A 16,271-nucleotide genomic window follows, 5' to 3' on the forward strand; every position below is an offset into this window, starting at 1 on the left:
CGCAGTATGGCATCGGCAATGGTTGATCAATCCAGTCAGAATAGCGATTTCGCACCCGCGCGCCGCTGGCGGCTGCCGCGCCCCGACCTCTGGTCGGTGGGTGCGCTCCTGATCGCGGCCATGGTGCTGATGCCGCTCGTCGCGGTTGGCTGGATAGCCCTCACCCCGCGGGAGAATATCTGGCCGCATCTGGTGGCCACGACGCTGCCACGCTATCTGGGCAACAGCCTGATCCTGATGTTCGCGGTCGGCCTCGGCTCGGCCCTCATCGGGACGGGCGCGGCCTGGCTTGTGGTGATGACGCGCTTCCCGTTGCGCAAGCATCTGGACTGGGCGCTCCTGATGCCGCTCGCCATTCCCGCCTATATCGGGGCCTATGCGCTGGTCGACCTGCTGGAATATGCGGGACCTGTGCAGACGGGGCTCCGCAGCCTGTTCGGATGGACCGACGCGCGTGACTACTGGTTTCCCGAAATCCGGTCCTTGCCCTCGGCCTGCCTCGTCCTGACGCTGTCGCTCTATCCCTATGTCTACCTGCTGGCCCGTGCCGCTTTCCGCGAACAGTCGGTCTGTGCACTGGAAGTGTCCCGCGCGCTCGGTTGCGGACCGGTGGCGAGTTTCCTGCGGGTGGCCCTGCCGCTGGCGCGGCCCGCCATTGCAGCAGGCGCCGCCATCGCCATGATGGAAACGCTGAACGATTTCGGGACGGTCGACTATTTCGCCGTGCAGACGCTGACGACCGGCATCTTCACCACCTGGCTCGAGAGCTACAATGCCGGCGGTGCGGCGCAGATTGCCTGCGTGATGCTGACGCTCGTGCTCCTGCTCGCGGCGCTGGAACGTGTCTCGCGCCGCAACCGCCGCTTCCACCAGACATCGAAACGGGTGCGCCCGATCGAGGGCACGGACCTGACGGGTTGGCGCGCCGCTCTGGCACTGGTTGCCTGCCTTCTGCCGGTGCTGGCGGGCTTCGTGCTGCCGGTCGGGGTGATCCTCAACCACGCGCTGTCGCATCTGGATGCATGGGCCGATCCGGCGCTGTGGCGGGCGGGTCTGCACACGCTGGGGCTGGGACTTGCAACAGCCGCCGTGACGGTGCTCGCGGCGCTCTTCATGGTCTACGGGGTGCGGCAGAGCGGCCGGCGCCTGCCGCGGCTCCTGATGCCTGTGACGACGATCGGCTATGCCGCACCGGGCGCGGTGCTGGCCATTGGCATCCTGATCCCGTTCGCCGCGCTCGACCACCGGGTGGCGGACCTGATCGAAGGCACATTCGGCGTCGATCCGGGCCTTCTGCTGACGGGCTCGGCCGCGGCCATGGTGCTGGCCTATGTCGTCCGGTTCTTCGCGATCGGGCAGGGGGCGGTCGACAGTGCCATGGGGCGGGTGACACCCTCGATGGATATGGCCGCGCGGTCTCTGGGGCGCGGGCGGATGGGCGCGCTGGCAGAGGTGCATGTGCCGCTCATCCGCGGCTCAGTGGCAACGGCGGTGCTGCTGATCTTCGTCGATACGACCAAGGAACTGCCCGCCACGCTGATCCTGCGGCCGTTCAATTTCGACACGCTTGCCACGCGTGTCTACGGGCAGGCGTCGCTTGAAAATCTGGGCGCGGCATCGCCGGCGGCGCTGGCCGTGATCCTTGTCGGGCTGCTGCCCGTGCTCCTGCTCATCTACAGCGCCCGCACCAGTTGGCGCCGCTGATCAGTTTCGCCTTGCGTCGGGGCGACGGATCGCAGTAGACACGCCTCGGCGCCCCTATAGCTCAGCTGGTAGAGCAACTGATTTGTAATCAGTAGGTCCGCGGTTCGAGTCCGTGTGGGGGCACCATTTCCAGCCAGAACTCTCCTGAACACCCGCCTCGGCGGACCTATTCCGGCGCGTTTTCCCGGAAGTGGACCCACGCATCCAGGTCCGTCCCGTCGGCCAGCGTGCAGCGGCCGGTCTGGTTGCCGTCATCGCCGGACACGATCCGGTAGGCGCCGCCGCTGTCCACGCAGAAAGCCGCTGCCGGGTTGACCATTTGCGCGGATTGCCCATGGGCCTTTCGGAAATGGTCCCAGCCGTCAACGCGGGTGCCGTCCGCGAGCGTGCAACTGCCATCCGTCAGGTCGTAGCTGCCGCCGCCCTCCACGCAGAAGGTCGCGGCGGGGTTCGCGAGTGTCACAGGGTCCTGGTCAGCCGCGCGAAAATAGTCCCAGGCATCCAGTGCTTCTCCATCTGCCGTCAGGCAGACCCCGGCCCGTCCCGTATCCGTCTCCCGAATGCCGAAGAACCCGCCCTGATCGATGCAATAGACCGCCGCCGGGTTGGCGAGGCGGGTGGTTGCGTCCTCGGCGCCAGCGGGCAGGACCGGGGCGGTGCAGGCAAGGGCAAGGGCGGTGAGGCAGGTACTGCGGTGTGACATCATCGGTCGCGGCCTTTCGCTTGTGGGCTGGGCGGTGAGTCTTTCAAACGCCACTATTGCCACCAACGCGAAAGATACCAACAGGAAACCGCATGGGTTCGCACTGGGAAAGCTGGCCGACCCTCCCTATATTCGTTTGATAATCCTGTGATTTTGTCCGGCCGGAGGACCCGATGCCCATTGCCCTGAGTGCCATTGTCTTTCTTGCGCTGCTCTACGGGGCGTTCATGGTGCCGCGATTCCGCTGGGCCTTTGCCGTGGCTGCGGTTCTGATGGGGCTTGGTGTCGTCGGCTATATGGTCGTCAATGACCGTGCCCGTCCGGCGCAGGAGGCGCGGATCGCGGTGGAAGAGGTCGAATTGAGCGACCTCAGCTTCACACCCGGGCCACGGTTCCTGACCGTGCAGGGGCGGGCGGTGAACGGGTCCTCGGACTGGGACCTGCTCGACTTCACCCTTCAGGTGACGGTGTTCGACTGCCCCGATCTGGAAGCCGCTCCGCAGGGCTGCGACACGATCGGCCAGTCACAGGGCATTGCGCGGGTCTCCATCCCGCCGGGCCAGTTGCGCAGTTTCTCGGTCCCGCTCAGCTTTCCGAACCTGCCCGACGTCATCGGGGAGCCGTTTTGGGAAGAGGAAATCGTCTCGGTGCGCGCGGGGCGCTGACGGACCGGTGGCTCCGGTCGCGGTTGACCGGGAAGGGCGAATCCGGCAGGGAAATTTCTTGACCGGTTGTGGCACTCTGATAACGTGATTTTGACCAACGGGTCAATTTTTCAATCCCTTGCGTCCTGCGCCATCACGCAGGCGGCAAGATTGTCACGAGAGAGACTATGACTGACGCCCGTTCCATCGCTCCCAACGACCTGCGCGCCTTCTGGATGCCCTTCACGGCAAACCGCCAGTTCAAATCCAATCCGCGCATGTTCGTGGCGGCGCAGGACATGCATTATACCACGCAGGACGGGCGACAGGTGCTGGACGGCACGGCCGGGCTCTGGTGCTGCAACGCGGGCCACGGGCGCCCCAAGATCACCGAGGCCATCCGCCAGCAAGCGGGCGAGCTCGATTATGCGCCCGCCTTCCAGATGGGCCACCCGAAAGCATTCGAACTGGCCAACCGGCTGGTCGATATCGCGCCGGAGGGGATCGACCATGTGTTCTACACGAACTCCGGATCGGAAAGCGTTGATACGGCTCTTAAAATCGCGATTGCATACCATCGCGCTCGGGGCGAGGGCACCCGGACCCGCCTGATCGGTCGCGAGCGCGGCTATCACGGCGTGAATTTCGGCGGCATCTCGGTCGGCGGCATCGTGGCCAACCGCAAGCATTACGGCACGCTTCTGACCGGCGTCGACCACCTGCCGCACACGCACCAGCCGGACCTGAACGCCTTTACCCGCGGTCAGCCCCAACATGGCGAGGATCTGGCCGACGAGTTGGAGCGGCTGGTCGCGCTGCACGATGCATCCACCATCGCGGCGGTGATCGTCGAGCCGATGGCCGGCTCCACCGGCGTGCTGATCCCGCCGAAGGGCTATCTGAAGCGCCTGCGCGAGATCACCAAGAAGCACGGCATCCTGCTCATCTTCGACGAGGTCATCACCGGTTTCGGCCGCCTCGGCTCGCCCTTTGCCGCCCAGCATTACGATGTGCTGCCCGACATGATGACGACGGCCAAGGGCCTGACCAACGGCGTGATCCCGATGGGCGCGGTGCTCTGCACTTCCGACATTCATGACGCGTTCATGACCGGGCCGGAGAACATGATCGAACTGTTCCACGGCTACACCTATTCCGGCAACCCGATGGCGGCGGCAGCCGGTATCGCGACGCTCGACACCTATGCCGAGGACGGTCTTCTGACCCGCGCGGCGGAACTGGCACCCTATTGGGAGGATGCGCTCCATTCGCTGAAGGGCCTGCCGCATGTGATCGACATCCGCAACACCGGCCTGATCGGCGGCATCGAACTGGAGCCGATTGCCGGTGCGCCGACGAAACGCGCCTTCCAGGCCTTCCTCGATTGTTATGACCGCGGCGTGCTTGTGCGCACGACGGGCGACATCATCGCGCTGTCCCCGCCGCTCATCATCGAGAAATCGCATATCGACACGCTCGTGGGCACCATCGCTGATGTGCTGAAACAGCTGGACTGACAGGGAGACACACATGGCCGCACCAGCGGAGAACATGAAGATCAATGGCGACCGCCTGTGGGACAGCCTCATGGAAATGGCCCAGATCGGGCCAGGTGTCGCAGGCGGCAATAACCGCCAGACACTGACCGACGAGGATGCCGAGGGCCGGGCCCTGTTCCAGAAATGGTGTGAGGATGCCGGGCTGACGATGGGTGTCGACCAGATGGGCAACATGTTTGCCCGTCGCGAAGGCACCGATCCGGACGCGCTGCCGGTCTATGTCGGCTCGCATTTGGACACCCAGCCCACCGGCGGCAAATATGACGGTGTGCTGGGTGTGCTCGGCGGGCTGGAGCTGGTGCGGACCCTCAATGATTTCGGCCTAAAGACGCGGCATCCGATCGTTGTGACCAACTGGACGAACGAGGAGGGCACCCGCTTCGCACCGGCCATGCTCGCCTCGGGCGTTTTTGCCGGTATGCACACGCAGGACTGGGCCTATGACCGGGTCGATGCCAAAGGCAAGCGCTTCGGCGACGAGCTGGAGCGGATCGGCTGGCGTGGTGAGGAGACCGTCGGCGATCGCAAGATGCACGCCTTTTTCGAGTTGCATATCGAACAGGGTCCGATCCTCGAGGCCGAGGACAAGGATATCGGCGTCGTCACGCACGGGCAGGGGCTCTGGTGGATTCAGGTCACGCTGACCGGCAAGGAAAGCCACACCGGCTCCACGCCGATGCCGATGCGCCGCAATGCCGGCCTTGGCATGGCGCGGATCACTGAACTGGTGCACGAGATCGCGATGGACAACCAGCCCGAGGCCGTCGGTGCCATCGGGCATATCGACGTCTATCCCAATTCGCGCAACGTGATCCCCGGCCAGACGGTCTTCACCATCGATTTCCGCTCGCCGCATCAGGATGTGCTGGATGCGATGAAGGCGCGGCTGGAAAAGGAAGCGCCGAAAATCGCCGAGGATCTGGGGCTGGAGATTGCCTTCGAGGAGGCGGGGCATTTCGATCCGGTGACCTTCGACGATGATTGCGTCGCCGCCGTGCGCCGCGCGGCGGAACGGCTGGGCTACAGCCACCGGAACCTGATTTCCGGCGCCGGACATGATGCCTGCTGGATCAACCGGGTGGCCCCGACCGCGATGGTCATGTGCCCCTGCGTCGACGGGCTGAGCCACAACGAGGCGGAGGAGATCAGCCCTGCCTGGGCCGAGGCGGGCGCCAATGTGCTCTTCCACGCAGTGGTGGAGACCGCCGGTCTCGTGGAAGAGGATGACTGACAGACTTTCGCGCCCGCGCACCCGGACAGGGGCGCGGGCGCATCAGCAAAGAGGATCGGGTCACGCAATCCGGTCCCGCCGCACCAACAGGAGGGTCGTATGACCAAGGTTATCAAAGGGGGCACCGTCTGCACGGCCGACCGGACGTGGAAGGCCGACGTGCTCATCGAAGGCGAGATCATCAAGCAGATCGGCGAGGATCTGAAAGGTGACGAATATATCGACGCCGAGGGCGCCTATGTGATCCCGGGCGGGATCGACCCGCATACCCATCTGGAAATGCCCTTCATGGGCACAACGGCGGCCGAAACCTTCGAGAGCGGCACCTGGGCGGCGGCGGCGGGCGGCACCACCATGCTCGTCGATTTCTGCCTGCCCGGCGCGGACGGTTCGATCAAGAACGCGATCAACGAATGGCACCGCAAGTCCGCGCCGCAGATCTGCTCGGATATCGGCTATCACATGGCGATCACCGGCTGGGACGAGACGATCTTCGCCGAGATGGAGGACGCCGTGAAAATGGGCGTCAACTCCTTCAAGCATTTCATGGCCTACAAGGGCGCGCTGATGATCGAGGATGACGAGATGTTCGCATCCTTCAAGCGCTGCGGCGAGCTGGGCGCACTGCCCATGGTCCATGCGGAGAACGGCGATCTGGTGGCCGAGTTGCAGCAGAAGTACCTGGCCGAGGGCATCACCGGGCCGGAAGGTCATGCCTATTCGCGCCCGCCGGAGCTGGAGGGCGAGGCCGCGAACCGCGCCATCACCATTGCCGACGCGGCCGGCGTGCCGCTCTATATCGTGCATGTGTCCTGCGAACAGGCGCATGAGGCGATCCGGCGCGCGCGCCAGAAGGGGATGCGGGTCTATGGCGAGCCGCTGATCCAGTTCCTGACGCTCGACGAGTCGGAATATTTTGACAAGGATTGGGACCATGCCGCGCGGCGGGTCATGTCGCCGCCCTTCCGGTCCAAGGACCATCAGGACAGCCTCTGGGCGGGTCTGCAATCGGGGTCGCTGCAAGTGGTCGCGACGGACCACGCGGCCTTCACGACCGACCAGAAGCGGATGGGAAGGGACAATTTCACCCTGATCCCGAACGGCTCGAACGGGCTGGAGGAACGGCTCGCCGTGCTCTGGACCCGAGGTGTGGAAACCGGCCGGCTGACGCCCAACGAATTTGTTGCGGCCACCTCGACCAACGTGGCCAAGATCCTCAACATCTATCCGCGCAAGGGCGCGATCGTCGAAGGGGCGGATGCTGATATCGTCGTCTGGGACCCGAAGATTTCCAAGATGATCTCCACCTCCAACCACCATTCGGTGCTCGACTATAACGTCTTCGAAGGCTTCGACGTGTCGGCGCAAGCCCGTTACACGCTCAACCGCGGTGACGTGATCTGGGCCTGGGGCAAGAACAGCCAGCCGCAACCGGGGCGTGGCAAGTTCATCCCGCGTCCGGCCTTCCCGTCGGCAAGCGTCGCGCTGTCCAAATGGAAGGAACTGACCGCGCCGAAACGGATCGAACGCGATCCGCTCAACATCCCCGCCGGGATCTGACCAAGGGGGCAAGGCGCCTGCGCGCCGGCCCGCACCGTCCGCCCGAAGGGGCGGGCGGCCCGACCATGAAAGAAAGACCAGACGTGACAAAGACCCCGGTGATCGCGGCCCGCGACCTCAGCCTGACCTTCGAGACAAATGACGGGCCGGTCCACGCCCTGAAAGATGTGACCCTCGACATCGAGGAAGGGGAGTTCGTTTCCTTCATCGGACCGTCGGGCTGCGGCAAGACGACGTTCCTTCGGGTGATCGCGGATCTCGAACAGCCGACCGGCGGCACGATCACCGTCAACGGCCAGACCCCGCGCCAGGCGCGCCTGGCGCGCGCTTACGGCTACGTGTTCCAGGCGGCGGGCCTGCTGCCCTGGCGGACGATCGGGCGCAACATCGCCCTGCCGCTGGAGATCATCGGCCTGTCGAAAGAGGAACAAGCCGAGAAGGTCGCGCAGGTCCTCGATCTTGTCGACCTGTCCGGGTTCGACAAGAAGTATCCCTGGCAGCTGTCGGGCGGCATGCAGCAGCGCGCGTCGATCGCGCGGGCGCTGGCTTTTGACGCGGACATCCTTTTGATGGACGAACCGTTCGGCGCGCTCGACGAGATCGTGCGCGACCATCTGAACGAACAACTGCTCGCGCTCTGGGCGCGTACCGGCAAGACCATCGGCTTTGTCACCCATTCGATCCCCGAAGCCGTCTACTTGTCGACCAAGATTGTCGTCATGTCGCCGCGGCCGGGGCGCGTTACGGACGTGATCGAGAGCAGCCTGCCGAAGGAGCGGCCGCTCGATATCCGGGAGACGCCGGAGTTTCTGGAAATCGCGCACCGCGTGCGCGAGGGCCTGCGCGCGGGGCATTCCTATGATTGAGGCGGTTCTGCACCGGGTAGCACGGATCGGGCTGCGGCTCCTGTGTGCGGTGGCTTACGCCGCCGGCGTCGGGGCCGGACTGATGCGGGGTGTGCGGCTCGGCCTGAACGGGCGGTTGCCGTCATGAGCCGGTTCCTGTCCCACGCCCTGCCGATCCTGACCGTCGTCGCCCTGATCGTCGGTCTCTGGTATCTCGCGGCCATCGCGCTCAACGCCCCGTGGGCACGCGATCAGGCGACCCGCGCGGGCGTTGACCTCAGCGCGTCGGAACTGGTGGCCGACACGTGGAGCCAGGACAAGCCGAAATTGCCGGCCCCGCACCAGATTGCCACCGAGATCTGGGAAACCACGGCAGAAAAGAAAATCACGTCGAAGCGCTCGCTCGTCTATCACGGCTGGATCACGCTCTCGGCGACGCTCTTGGGCTTCGTTTTCGGCGCAGGCTTCGGCATCCTGCTTGCCATCGGCATCGTCTATAACCGGGCGATGGACATGAGCGTCATGCCCTGGGTCATCGCGAGCCAGGCGATCCCGATTCTGGCCATCGCGCCGATGATCATCGTGGTGCTGAACGCGGTCGGCCTGTCGGGCCTGATCCCGAAGGCAATCATTTCCATGTATCTGAGCTTCTTCCCGGTCGTCGTCGGCATGGTCAAGGGGCTGCGCAGCCCTGACGCGATGCTGATCGACCAGATGCGGACTTATAGCGCTTCGCCGGCCCAGACCTTCTGGAAATTGCGCTTCCCCTCGTCGGTGCCGTATCTCTTCACGTCGCTGAAGGTCGCGGTGGCGGCCTCGCTCGTCGGTGCGATCGTCGGCGAGTTGCCGACCGGCGCGGTCGCCGGGCTCGGCGCGCGCCTGCTTGCGGGCAGCTATTACGGGCAGACGATCCAGATCTGGTCGGCGCTCATCTCGGCCGCGGCGCTCGCGGCCTGCCTTGTCGGGATCGTCGGGCTGGTCGAGCGGGTTGTGAACAAACGTATGGGGTTCGCGCGATGAACGGGCTCATCATCCTTGCCGCACTCCTGTTCTGGCTGGCCGCATGGGCGGTGAATGTGCGTCTGTCGAAGAACCCCGACAAACCGGGCCGGCGGATCATCGTGCCGGTGCTCTTCGGCATCGCGATCATCGTCCTGTGGGAAGGGCTGGTGCGCGGCCTGGAGGTCAAGGCGGTGCTCCTGCCGCCGCCGTCGGCCATCGTGGTGGCGCTCGGCGACAAGGCGGGCACGCTCTGGATCGATTTCGTCCAGACCTTCATCAAGGGCGCGCTCACCGGCTATGCGATCGGCTGCGGCGCCGCCTTCCTGACCGCGATCCTGATCGACCGCTCGCCCTTCCTGCAGCGCGGGCTGCTGCCGGTCGGCAATTTCGTGGCCGCGCTGCCGATCATCGGCATGGCGCCGATCCTCGTCATGTGGTTCGGGTTCGACTGGCAGAGCAAGGCGGCGGTGGTTGTCGTCATGTGCTTCTTCCCGATGCTCGTGAACACGGTGCAGGGGCTGCAGCAGGCCGATCCGATGAGCCGCGACCTGATGCGGACCTATGGCGCGAGCTACTGGCAGACGCTGTTCAAGCTGCGGCTGCCGGCAGCGGGACCGTTCATTTTCAACGGATTGAAAATCTGCACCACGCTGGCCCTGATCGGGGCTATCGTGGCGGAGTTCTTCGGCTCTCCCATCAAGGGGATGGGCTTTCGCATCTCGACCGAAGTGGGGCGGCTCTCGCTCGACATGGTCTGGGCCACCATCGTGGTATCCGCGCTCGCGGGCACCGCATTCTATGGGGTGGTAACGCTTCTGGAGAAAGCGGCCACTTTCTGGCACCCGAGCCAGCGGAGGTAACGCAAGTCGGGCAACGAGGTTCAACAAGGAGAGTAAAAAATGAAAAAAATACTAATCGGGGCCGCGGTTGCGGCCATGGCCCTCGGCGCTGGCATGGCGCAGGCGGCCGATGACCTGACGCTGCAGCTCAAATGGGTCACCCAGTCGCAGTTCGCCGGCTATTATGTGGCGCTCGACAAGGGCTTCTACGAGGAAGAAGACCTGAACGTGACCATCCAGCCCGGTGGGCCGGACATCGCGCCGACGCAGGTGATCGCCGGTGGCGGCGCCGACGTGACGGTGGAATGGATGCCCGCTGCACTGGCCGCGCGTGAGAAAGGCCTGCCGCTCGTCAACATCGCGCAGCCGTTCAAATCGTCGGGCATGATGCTGACTTGCCGCAAGGATACCGGCATCGCCTCGCCGGACGATTTCGCCGGCAAGACGCTGGGCGTCTGGTTCTTCGGCAACGAATTTCCCTTCCTCAGCTGGATGTCGAAGCTCGGCCTGTCGACCGAAGGCGGCGACGAGGGCGTGACGGTTCTGAAACAGGGCTTCAACGTCGATCCGATCCTGCAGGGCCAGGCGGACTGCGTGTCCACTATGACCTATAATGAATATTGGCAGATCATCGACGCGGGCCTGACGCCCGACGATCTGGTGGTCTTCAAATATGAGGATCAGGGCGTCGCAACGCTGGAGGACGGTCTTTACGTGCTCGAAGAGAAGCTCGCCGATCCGGCCGAGGTCGACAAGCTGGTGCGTTTCGTCCGCGCGTCGATGAAAGGCTGGAAATATGCTGAGGAAAACCCGGACGAAGCCGCGATGATCGTGCTCGACAATGACGCGACCGGTGCCCAGACCGAGGAGCACCAGAAGCGCATGATGGGCGAGATCGCCAAACTGACCGCAGGGTCGAACGGCGCACTTGATCCGGCCGATTACGAGCGGACGGTTGAATCGCTCCTCTCGGGCGGGTCCGATCCGGTCATCACCAAGGCCCCGGAAGGCGCCTGGACGCATGACATCACCGATGCCGCGCTCAACTGAGCCACGCTGACAGGGTGAGTGCATGAGGGGCGGGTCCGGACGGGTCCGCCCTTCTTCATTCCCGAGGGAGAACGACATGACAGCCTATCTGATCGTGGATACGAAAATTTCCGACCCGGACGCCTATGAGGAGTACAAGCGTCTGGCCCGCCCGATTGCCGAGAAATTCGGCGGCCGCTACCTCGCCCGAGGGGGCGCGATGGAGGTGATCGAGGCCGATCTCTGGTCGCCCACACGGATGGTCCTGATCGCCTTTCCCGATATGGAATCGGCGCGCGGCTTCATCGACAGCCCCGAATATGCGCCTGTGAAACCGATCCGCCACGCCAACGCGGACTGCACGATGGTGCTCTTCGAGGGGACAGGAGCCTAACGGCCGGAAAAGCGTAATATTTTACCAGTTGATAAAAAAATGGACCTGACTTACGCTTTTTCCAACCGATAAAAAAACAGGGAAGTTCAATATGGACGCCACTGCCACGCCGGGCATTGAAGCGGGCCGCCTCAGTCCCGAAGACTATGCCAAGAATTTCAGTGACCTGCATCCGGCCTACGACGCGCATGAGGCGCAGGTGGCCGCGGATCGCTGCTATTTCTGCCACGATGCGCCCTGCATCACCGCCTGTCCGACGGATATCGATATCCCGCTCTTCATCCGCCAGATCGCGACAGGTGCGGAACTGGCCGCGGCGGATACGATCCTGTCTCAAAACATTCTTGGCGGCATGTGCGCCCGCGTCTGTCCGACCGAAACGCTCTGCGAGGAGGCCTGCGTCCGCGAGGCGGCCGAGGGCAAGCCGGTGGAGATCGGCCGCTTGCAGCGCCACGCGACCGATACGCTGATGGCCACGGGACGGCATCCATTCACCCGCGCGGCTGCGACCGGCAAGACGGTGGCCGTGGTCGGCGCGGGTCCGGCTGGCCTCGCCTGTGCACACCGGCTTGCGATGCACGGTCATGATGTGACGCTTTACGACGCGCGCCCCAAAGGTGGCGGGCTCAACGAATATGGCATTGCCTCCTACAAGACGGTCGACGGGTTCGCGCAGGCCGAACTGGACTGGCTGCTGGAGATCGGCGGGATCACCCTCAAAACCGGGACCGCGCTCGGGTCGGATCTGACCCTTGACGGTCTGCTCGGCGAACATGATGCTGTATTTCTCGGCATGGGGCTTGGTGGCGTGAACGCGCTCCGGGCCGAAGGCGAGGGCAAGGCCGGTGTCGAGGATGCGGTCGACTTCATCGCCCGCCTGCGACAGGCCGATGACTTGGCCACCGTGCCGGTTGGCAAGCGGGTCGTGGTGATCGGCGGCGGCATGACGGCGGTCGATGCCGCCGTGCAGGCCAAGCTCCTCGGCGCTCAGGATGTGGCCATGGTCTACCGCCGCGGGCGGGATGCGATGGGTGCCTCGCGCTTCGAACAGGATCTGGCCGCGTCCAAGGGCGTGCGGATCGTATTCAATGCCCAGCCGGTCAAGGTAGAGGGCAACGGCGCCGCCACGGGTGTCGTGTTCGAGCGCACCGCATCCGGCCCCGACGGGCTGGTGGCGACCGGAGAGACATTCGTGATCGAGGCCGATCAGGTGCTCAAGGCCATCGGCCAGCGGCTCGACGGCACGCCGGACGGGCTCACGCTTGCGGGCAATAAGATCGCGGTAGACGGTCCGGGGCGCACGAGCCACGACCGGGTCTGGGCCGGTGGCGACTGCGCCGCGGGCGGCGAGGACCTTACCGTGACAGCCGTGGCCGAAGGCCGCGATGCCGCCGAAGATATTCATGCGAAACTGATGGGGAAGGGGTGAACCATGGCTGATCTCAGTGCCGACTTCGTGGGGATCAAGTCCCCCAATCCGTTCTGGCTCGCCTCGGCGCCGCCGACCGACAAGGAATATAATGTCCGCCGCGCCTTCGAGGCGGGCTGGGGCGGCGTCGTCTGGAAAACCCTCGGCGAGGCCGGACCGCCGGTCGTGAACGTGAACGGGCCGCGCTATGGCGCGATCTGGGGGGCCGACCGCCGGTTGCTCGGGCTCAACAATATCGAGCTCATCACCGACCGCCCGCTGGAGGTCAACCTGCGCGAGATCAAGGCGGTCAAGCGCGACTATCCGGACCGCGCCTTGGTCGTGTCGCTGATGGTGCCCTGCGAGGAAGAGGCGTGGAAACGCATCCTGCCGCTCGTCGAAGAGACCGGCGCAGACGGGGTGGAGTTGAATTTCGGTTGCCCGCACGGGATGAGCGAGCGCGGCATGGGATCTGCCGTCGGGCAGGTGCCGGAATATATCGAGATGGTAACCCGCTGGGTGAAGCAGAACACCCGCATGCCCTGCATCGTGAAGCTGACGCCCAATATCACCGATGTCCGGCGGCCGGCCGAAGCCGCTCATCGCGGTGGCGCCGATGCGGTGAGCCTGATCAACACGATCAACTCGATCACCTCGGTGGATCTGGACCTGTTCGCGCCGGAGCCGACCATCGACGGCAAGGGCGCACATGGCGGCTATTGCGGCCCGGCGGTGAAGCCGATCGCGCTCAACATGGTGGCCGAGATTGCCCGCAATCCCGAGACCGCCAACCTGCCGATCTCCGGCATTGGCGGCGTGACGACCTGGCGTGACGCGGCCGAATTCATGGCGCTCGGCGCGGGCAATGTGCAGGTCTGCACCGCGGCGATGACCTACGGGTTCAAGATCGTGCAGGAGATGATCACGGGTCTTGGCCAGTGGATGGACGAGAAGGGCCACGACAGCATCGACGCCATTGTCGGCCGCGCCGTGCCCAACTGTTCCGATTGGCAGAACCTGAACCTCAACTACATCACCAAGGCGCGGATCAGCCAGGAGGACTGCATCAAATGCGGGCGCTGCTATGCCGCCTGCGAGGACACGTCGCATCAGGCGATCTCCATGTCCGAAGACCGGACCTTCGAGGTGATCGACGAGGAATGCGTGGCCTGCAACCTCTGCGTCAATGTCTGCCCGGTCGAGGGCTGCATCACGATGGAGGAACTGGCCCCCGGGGCGACCGACCTGCGCACCGGCAAGGTGGTCGAGGCCACGCCGGCCGACTGGACCACGCATCCCAACAACCCCGCCCGCGTCGCGGCGGAATAGGGATGGACCAGACAGCGTCCCCGGCGGAGCGTCGCCGGGGGCATCTCGCCATGCTGCTCTTCTCGGCGCTGGTGGCGGGCAGTTTCGCGCTTGGCGGGCTGGCCGCGCCGGCGATCGACCCGTCGGCGCTCAACCTTGTCCGCTTCGTCATTGCCACGGCGGCGGTCGGTCTGGTTGCGCGGGCGCAAGGACACAGGCTCGGCTGGCCGGAGCATCGCGCCGCGTGGCGGTTTCTGCTGTTGGGTGCGCTCGGCGCGACCTATTTCGTGACCATGTTCCACGCGCTGCAGATCACCGACCCGGTGGCGACCTCGGCCGTTTTCACGCTGACGCCCTTGATGGCCGCCGCTTGCGGCTGGATCCTGATGCGTCAGCGCACCTCCATTGCGATGCTTGTGGCCATGACCCTCGCGGCAACGGGCGCGCTCTGGATTATCTTCCGGGCCGACCTCGGTGCTCTGCGCGCCTTTGCCATCGGGCCGGGCGAGCGGATCTTTGCCATCGGTTGCCTCGCCTATGCGTTGCAGACGGCGCTTGTGCGCCCGCTCAACCGGGGCGAGCCGGTCATCCTGTTCAGCTTCTACACGCTCGTCGCGCAAACCGTCGTGATCGGGATCTGGGGCTGGAGGCCGATCCTCGCAACCGACTGGCTGGCGCTGCCGGCGATTGTCTGGGTCACGATCCTCTACACGGCGCTTGCGGCGAGCGCGGCGACCTTCTTCCTGATCCAGTATTCCGCCCTGCGGCTGCCGGCGGGGCAGGTCATGGCCTATACCTACCTGACACCGAGTTTCGTGCTGGTCTGGTCGGGGCTACTCGGGCAGGGCTGGTCCGATCCGGTGATCTGGGTCGGTACGGCGCTCGCGGCGGCGGGCCTCGGACTTCTGCTCGTCACCGGTGCGCGGGTCAGGGGCGCGGCCGCAGCCCGCTGAAGACGAGCGTTTCCACCGCCCGGGCCGCATCGTTGAACCGGCCGTCGCCGGAATCGTCGAGCACCGTGCGCACCTGCGCGTCGAAATCCGCATAGTGTTGCGTCATCGCCCAGATCGCGAAAAACAGGTGTCGCGGGTCGATCTCGGCCATCTGGCCGCGCGCGATCCAGCCGCGGATGATCTCGGATTTCTCGTTCACCAGCGTACGCAGATCCTCAAGCTCCTCGGTGATGATCGGCGCGCCACGAATGATCTCGTTCGCATAGAGCCGGCTCTCGCGCGGAAAGTCGCGCGCCATTTCCAGCTTGCGGCGGATATAGTTGCGCAGTTCCGACACTGCATCGCCGTCCGGGTCGATGGCGCGCAGCGGCTCCAGCCAATTGTCGAGCGTGGCGTCGAGCACGGCGCGATAGATCTCTTCCTTGGTGGCGTAATAGTAGAGCAGGTTCGGCTTCGACATGCCCGCCGCCGCCGCGATCCGGTCGATGGTCGCCCCGCGAAACCCTTCGGCCGAGAAGACGTCGAGCGCGGCCTCCCGGATCTTGCGCGAATTCTGCTTCTGGATGCGGGTCTGTCCCTTGCCGGACTGGTCGTTCATGCCTGTTCCCCGAACTGCCTGAAATCACAGCATGCGCCGTTCTGACCTTTTGGTCAAATATCCTTGACCGGTTCCATCGACACATAGGTCGAGGTTTTGCCCACATGCGGCAGGCCGGAGATGGATTCTCCGAGAATACGCCGGAAATGCTGGATGTCGCGGGTCCGCACTTTCAGCAAATAATCGAAATCGGCGGCCATCATGTGGCACTGTTCGATTTCGGGAATGGCATGCACGGCCTTGTTGAACGCGGCGAGTGCGGCCGAGCGCGTGTCGCGGAGCGAGACCTGCACGAAGGCGATATGGCCGGCCTGCAACTGGCTATGGTCCAGCACGGTGGTGTAGCCCTTGATGATCCCGCGGCGCTCGAGCGCGCGCACGCGCTGCTGCACGGGGCTCTTGGACAGGCCCACGCGGTCTGCAAGTGCGGTCATGGTCATGCGTCCGTCTGCGGACAGGGCGGCGATGATGCGGCGGTCTATGATGTCCATTTT

General features: G+C 64.8%; 17 protein-coding genes and 1 tRNA gene. 15 read left to right on the forward strand and 3 right to left on the reverse strand.

Annotated elements, in window-relative coordinates:
- The first annotated feature begins 18 nt into the window (after positions 1 to 18).
- Together GSH16_RS08960 and GSH16_RS08965 are read left to right on the forward strand one after the other, a co-directional pair.
- Positions 19 to 1,704: an ABC transporter permease gene (locus GSH16_RS08960; protein WP_160854175.1), complete on the forward strand. Its 1,686-nt coding sequence runs from the start codon at positions 19 to 21 to the stop codon at positions 1,702 to 1,704.
- 50 nt (positions 1,705 to 1,754) lie between these two features.
- A tRNA-Thr gene (locus GSH16_RS08965) sits at positions 1,755 to 1,830 on the forward strand.
- A 40-nt stretch (positions 1,831 to 1,870) separates the two neighbouring features.
- Here GSH16_RS08965 and GSH16_RS08970 read toward each other — a convergent pair.
- Positions 1,871 to 2,407 (reverse strand): DUF333 domain-containing protein, encoded by a 537-nt coding sequence (locus GSH16_RS08970; RefSeq protein WP_205524049.1) that lies wholly within the window; start codon positions 2,405 to 2,407, stop codon positions 1,871 to 1,873.
- Between the two features lie 173 nt (positions 2,408 to 2,580).
- Between GSH16_RS08970 and GSH16_RS08975 the strand changes: the two genes are divergently transcribed.
- The 13 genes from GSH16_RS08975 (at position 2,581) to GSH16_RS09030 (ending at position 15,179) form a co-directional block, all read left to right on the forward strand.
- On the forward strand, positions 2,581 to 3,072 hold the full coding sequence (locus GSH16_RS08975) for a hypothetical protein (protein WP_160854177.1): 492 nt from the start codon (positions 2,581 to 2,583) through the stop codon (positions 3,070 to 3,072).
- A 167-nt stretch (positions 3,073 to 3,239) separates the two neighbouring features.
- Positions 3,240 to 4,568, forward strand: a complete 1,329-nt coding sequence (locus GSH16_RS08980; protein ID WP_160854179.1) for an aspartate aminotransferase family protein — start codon at positions 3,240 to 3,242, stop codon at positions 4,566 to 4,568.
- 13 nt (positions 4,569 to 4,581) lie between these two features.
- The gene (locus GSH16_RS08985; RefSeq protein WP_160854181.1) at positions 4,582 to 5,841 is read left to right on the forward strand and encodes a Zn-dependent hydrolase; all 1,260 of its coding nucleotides are present in this window, start codon (positions 4,582 to 4,584) and stop codon (positions 5,839 to 5,841) included.
- A gap of 99 nt (positions 5,842 to 5,940) precedes the next feature.
- Entirely contained in the window at positions 5,941 to 7,401 is a 1,461-nt protein-coding gene (gene hydA / locus GSH16_RS08990; protein ID WP_160854183.1) for a dihydropyrimidinase, read from the forward strand.
- Positions 7,402 to 7,466: 65 nt separating this feature from the next.
- The gene (locus GSH16_RS08995) at positions 7,467 to 8,267 is read left to right on the forward strand and encodes an ABC transporter ATP-binding protein (RefSeq protein ID WP_205524050.1); all 801 of its coding nucleotides are present in this window, start codon (positions 7,467 to 7,469) and stop codon (positions 8,265 to 8,267) included.
- Complete coding sequence (locus tag GSH16_RS16010) at positions 8,260 to 8,394, forward strand: hypothetical protein (RefSeq protein ID WP_268893953.1); 135 nt, start codon at positions 8,260 to 8,262, stop codon at positions 8,392 to 8,394. Before GSH16_RS08995 ends, GSH16_RS16010 begins: the two co-directional genes overlap by 8 nt.
- Entirely contained in the window at positions 8,391 to 9,266 is an 876-nt protein-coding gene (locus GSH16_RS09000; RefSeq protein ID WP_160854187.1) for an ABC transporter permease, read from the forward strand. The genes GSH16_RS16010 and GSH16_RS09000 overlap by 4 nt, the downstream gene beginning before the upstream one ends.
- Positions 9,263 to 10,108, forward strand: a complete 846-nt coding sequence (locus GSH16_RS09005; protein WP_160854189.1) for an ABC transporter permease — start codon at positions 9,263 to 9,265, stop codon at positions 10,106 to 10,108. The genes GSH16_RS09000 and GSH16_RS09005 overlap by 4 nt, the downstream gene beginning before the upstream one ends.
- A 39-nt stretch (positions 10,109 to 10,147) precedes the next feature.
- Positions 10,148 to 11,137 carry an ABC transporter substrate-binding protein gene (locus tag GSH16_RS09010; protein ID WP_160854191.1) on the forward strand — a complete coding sequence of 330 codons (990 nt, stop codon included), beginning with the start codon at positions 10,148 to 10,150 and terminating at the stop codon, positions 11,135 to 11,137.
- Between the two features lie 76 nt (positions 11,138 to 11,213).
- Complete coding sequence (locus GSH16_RS09015) at positions 11,214 to 11,510, forward strand: DUF1330 domain-containing protein (protein ID WP_160854193.1); 297 nt, start codon at positions 11,214 to 11,216, stop codon at positions 11,508 to 11,510.
- A 91-nt stretch (positions 11,511 to 11,601) separates the two neighbouring features.
- Positions 11,602 to 12,939 (forward strand): NAD(P)-dependent oxidoreductase, encoded by a 1,338-nt coding sequence (locus tag GSH16_RS09020; protein WP_160854195.1) that lies wholly within the window; start codon positions 11,602 to 11,604, stop codon positions 12,937 to 12,939.
- Between the two features lie 3 nt (positions 12,940 to 12,942).
- The gene (gene preA / locus GSH16_RS09025; RefSeq protein WP_160854197.1) at positions 12,943 to 14,247 is read left to right on the forward strand and encodes an NAD-dependent dihydropyrimidine dehydrogenase subunit PreA; all 1,305 of its coding nucleotides are present in this window, start codon (positions 12,943 to 12,945) and stop codon (positions 14,245 to 14,247) included.
- A gap of 2 nt (positions 14,248 to 14,249) precedes the next feature.
- The gene (locus tag GSH16_RS09030; RefSeq protein WP_160854199.1) at positions 14,250 to 15,179 is read left to right on the forward strand and encodes a DMT family transporter; all 930 of its coding nucleotides are present in this window, start codon (positions 14,250 to 14,252) and stop codon (positions 15,177 to 15,179) included.
- Here GSH16_RS09030 and GSH16_RS09035 read toward each other — a convergent pair.
- Positions 15,154 to 15,777: a TetR family transcriptional regulator C-terminal domain-containing protein gene (locus tag GSH16_RS09035; protein WP_160854201.1), complete on the reverse strand. Its 624-nt coding sequence runs from the start codon at positions 15,775 to 15,777 to the stop codon at positions 15,154 to 15,156. The genes GSH16_RS09030 and GSH16_RS09035 overlap by 26 nt on opposite strands.
- 53 nt (positions 15,778 to 15,830) lie before the next feature.
- The gene (locus tag GSH16_RS09040) at positions 15,831 to 16,268 is read right to left on the reverse strand and encodes an Lrp/AsnC family transcriptional regulator (RefSeq protein ID WP_160854203.1); all 438 of its coding nucleotides are present in this window, start codon (positions 16,266 to 16,268) and stop codon (positions 15,831 to 15,833) included.
- Positions 16,269 to 16,271: the final 3 nt, after the last annotated feature.

The organism is Oceanomicrobium pacificus (assembly GCF_009833495.1).
In the GTDB taxonomy this organism is placed as follows: domain Bacteria; phylum Pseudomonadota; class Alphaproteobacteria; order Rhodobacterales; family Rhodobacteraceae; genus Oceanomicrobium; species Oceanomicrobium pacificus.

Coding starts and splice junctions, on each gene's coding strand:
- hydA (WP_160854183.1), top strand. CDS start 5,941: ATGACCAAGGTTATCAAAGGGGGCACCGTCTGCACGGCCGACCGGACG.
- GSH16_RS08960 (WP_160854175.1), top strand. CDS start 19: ATGGTTGATCAATCCAGTCAGAATAGCGATTTCGCACCCGCGCGCCGC.
- GSH16_RS09020 (WP_160854195.1), top strand. CDS start 11,602: ATGGACGCCACTGCCACGCCGGGCATTGAAGCGGGCCGCCTCAGTCCC.
- GSH16_RS09040 (WP_160854203.1), bottom strand. CDS start 16,268: ATGGACATCATAGACCGCCGCATCATCGCCGCCCTGTCCGCAGACGGA.
- preA (WP_160854197.1), top strand. CDS start 12,943: ATGGCTGATCTCAGTGCCGACTTCGTGGGGATCAAGTCCCCCAATCCG.
- GSH16_RS08980 (WP_160854179.1), top strand. CDS start 3,240: ATGACTGACGCCCGTTCCATCGCTCCCAACGACCTGCGCGCCTTCTGG.
- GSH16_RS08985 (WP_160854181.1), top strand. CDS start 4,582: ATGGCCGCACCAGCGGAGAACATGAAGATCAATGGCGACCGCCTGTGG.
- GSH16_RS08970 (WP_205524049.1), bottom strand. CDS start 2,407: ATGTCACACCGCAGTACCTGCCTCACCGCCCTTGCCCTTGCCTGCACC.
- GSH16_RS09030 (WP_160854199.1), top strand. CDS start 14,250: ATGGACCAGACAGCGTCCCCGGCGGAGCGTCGCCGGGGGCATCTCGCC.
- GSH16_RS08995 (WP_205524050.1), top strand. CDS start 7,467: ATGAAAGAAAGACCAGACGTGACAAAGACCCCGGTGATCGCGGCCCGC.
- GSH16_RS09035 (WP_160854201.1), bottom strand. CDS start 15,777: ATGAACGACCAGTCCGGCAAGGGACAGACCCGCATCCAGAAGCAGAAT.
- GSH16_RS09005 (WP_160854189.1), top strand. CDS start 9,263: ATGAACGGGCTCATCATCCTTGCCGCACTCCTGTTCTGGCTGGCCGCA.
- GSH16_RS09015 (WP_160854193.1), top strand. CDS start 11,214: ATGACAGCCTATCTGATCGTGGATACGAAAATTTCCGACCCGGACGCC.
- GSH16_RS16010 (WP_268893953.1), top strand. CDS start 8,260: ATGATTGAGGCGGTTCTGCACCGGGTAGCACGGATCGGGCTGCGGCTC.
- GSH16_RS08975 (WP_160854177.1), top strand. CDS start 2,581: ATGCCCATTGCCCTGAGTGCCATTGTCTTTCTTGCGCTGCTCTACGGG.
- GSH16_RS09000 (WP_160854187.1), top strand. CDS start 8,391: ATGAGCCGGTTCCTGTCCCACGCCCTGCCGATCCTGACCGTCGTCGCC.
- GSH16_RS09010 (WP_160854191.1), top strand. CDS start 10,148: ATGAAAAAAATACTAATCGGGGCCGCGGTTGCGGCCATGGCCCTCGGC.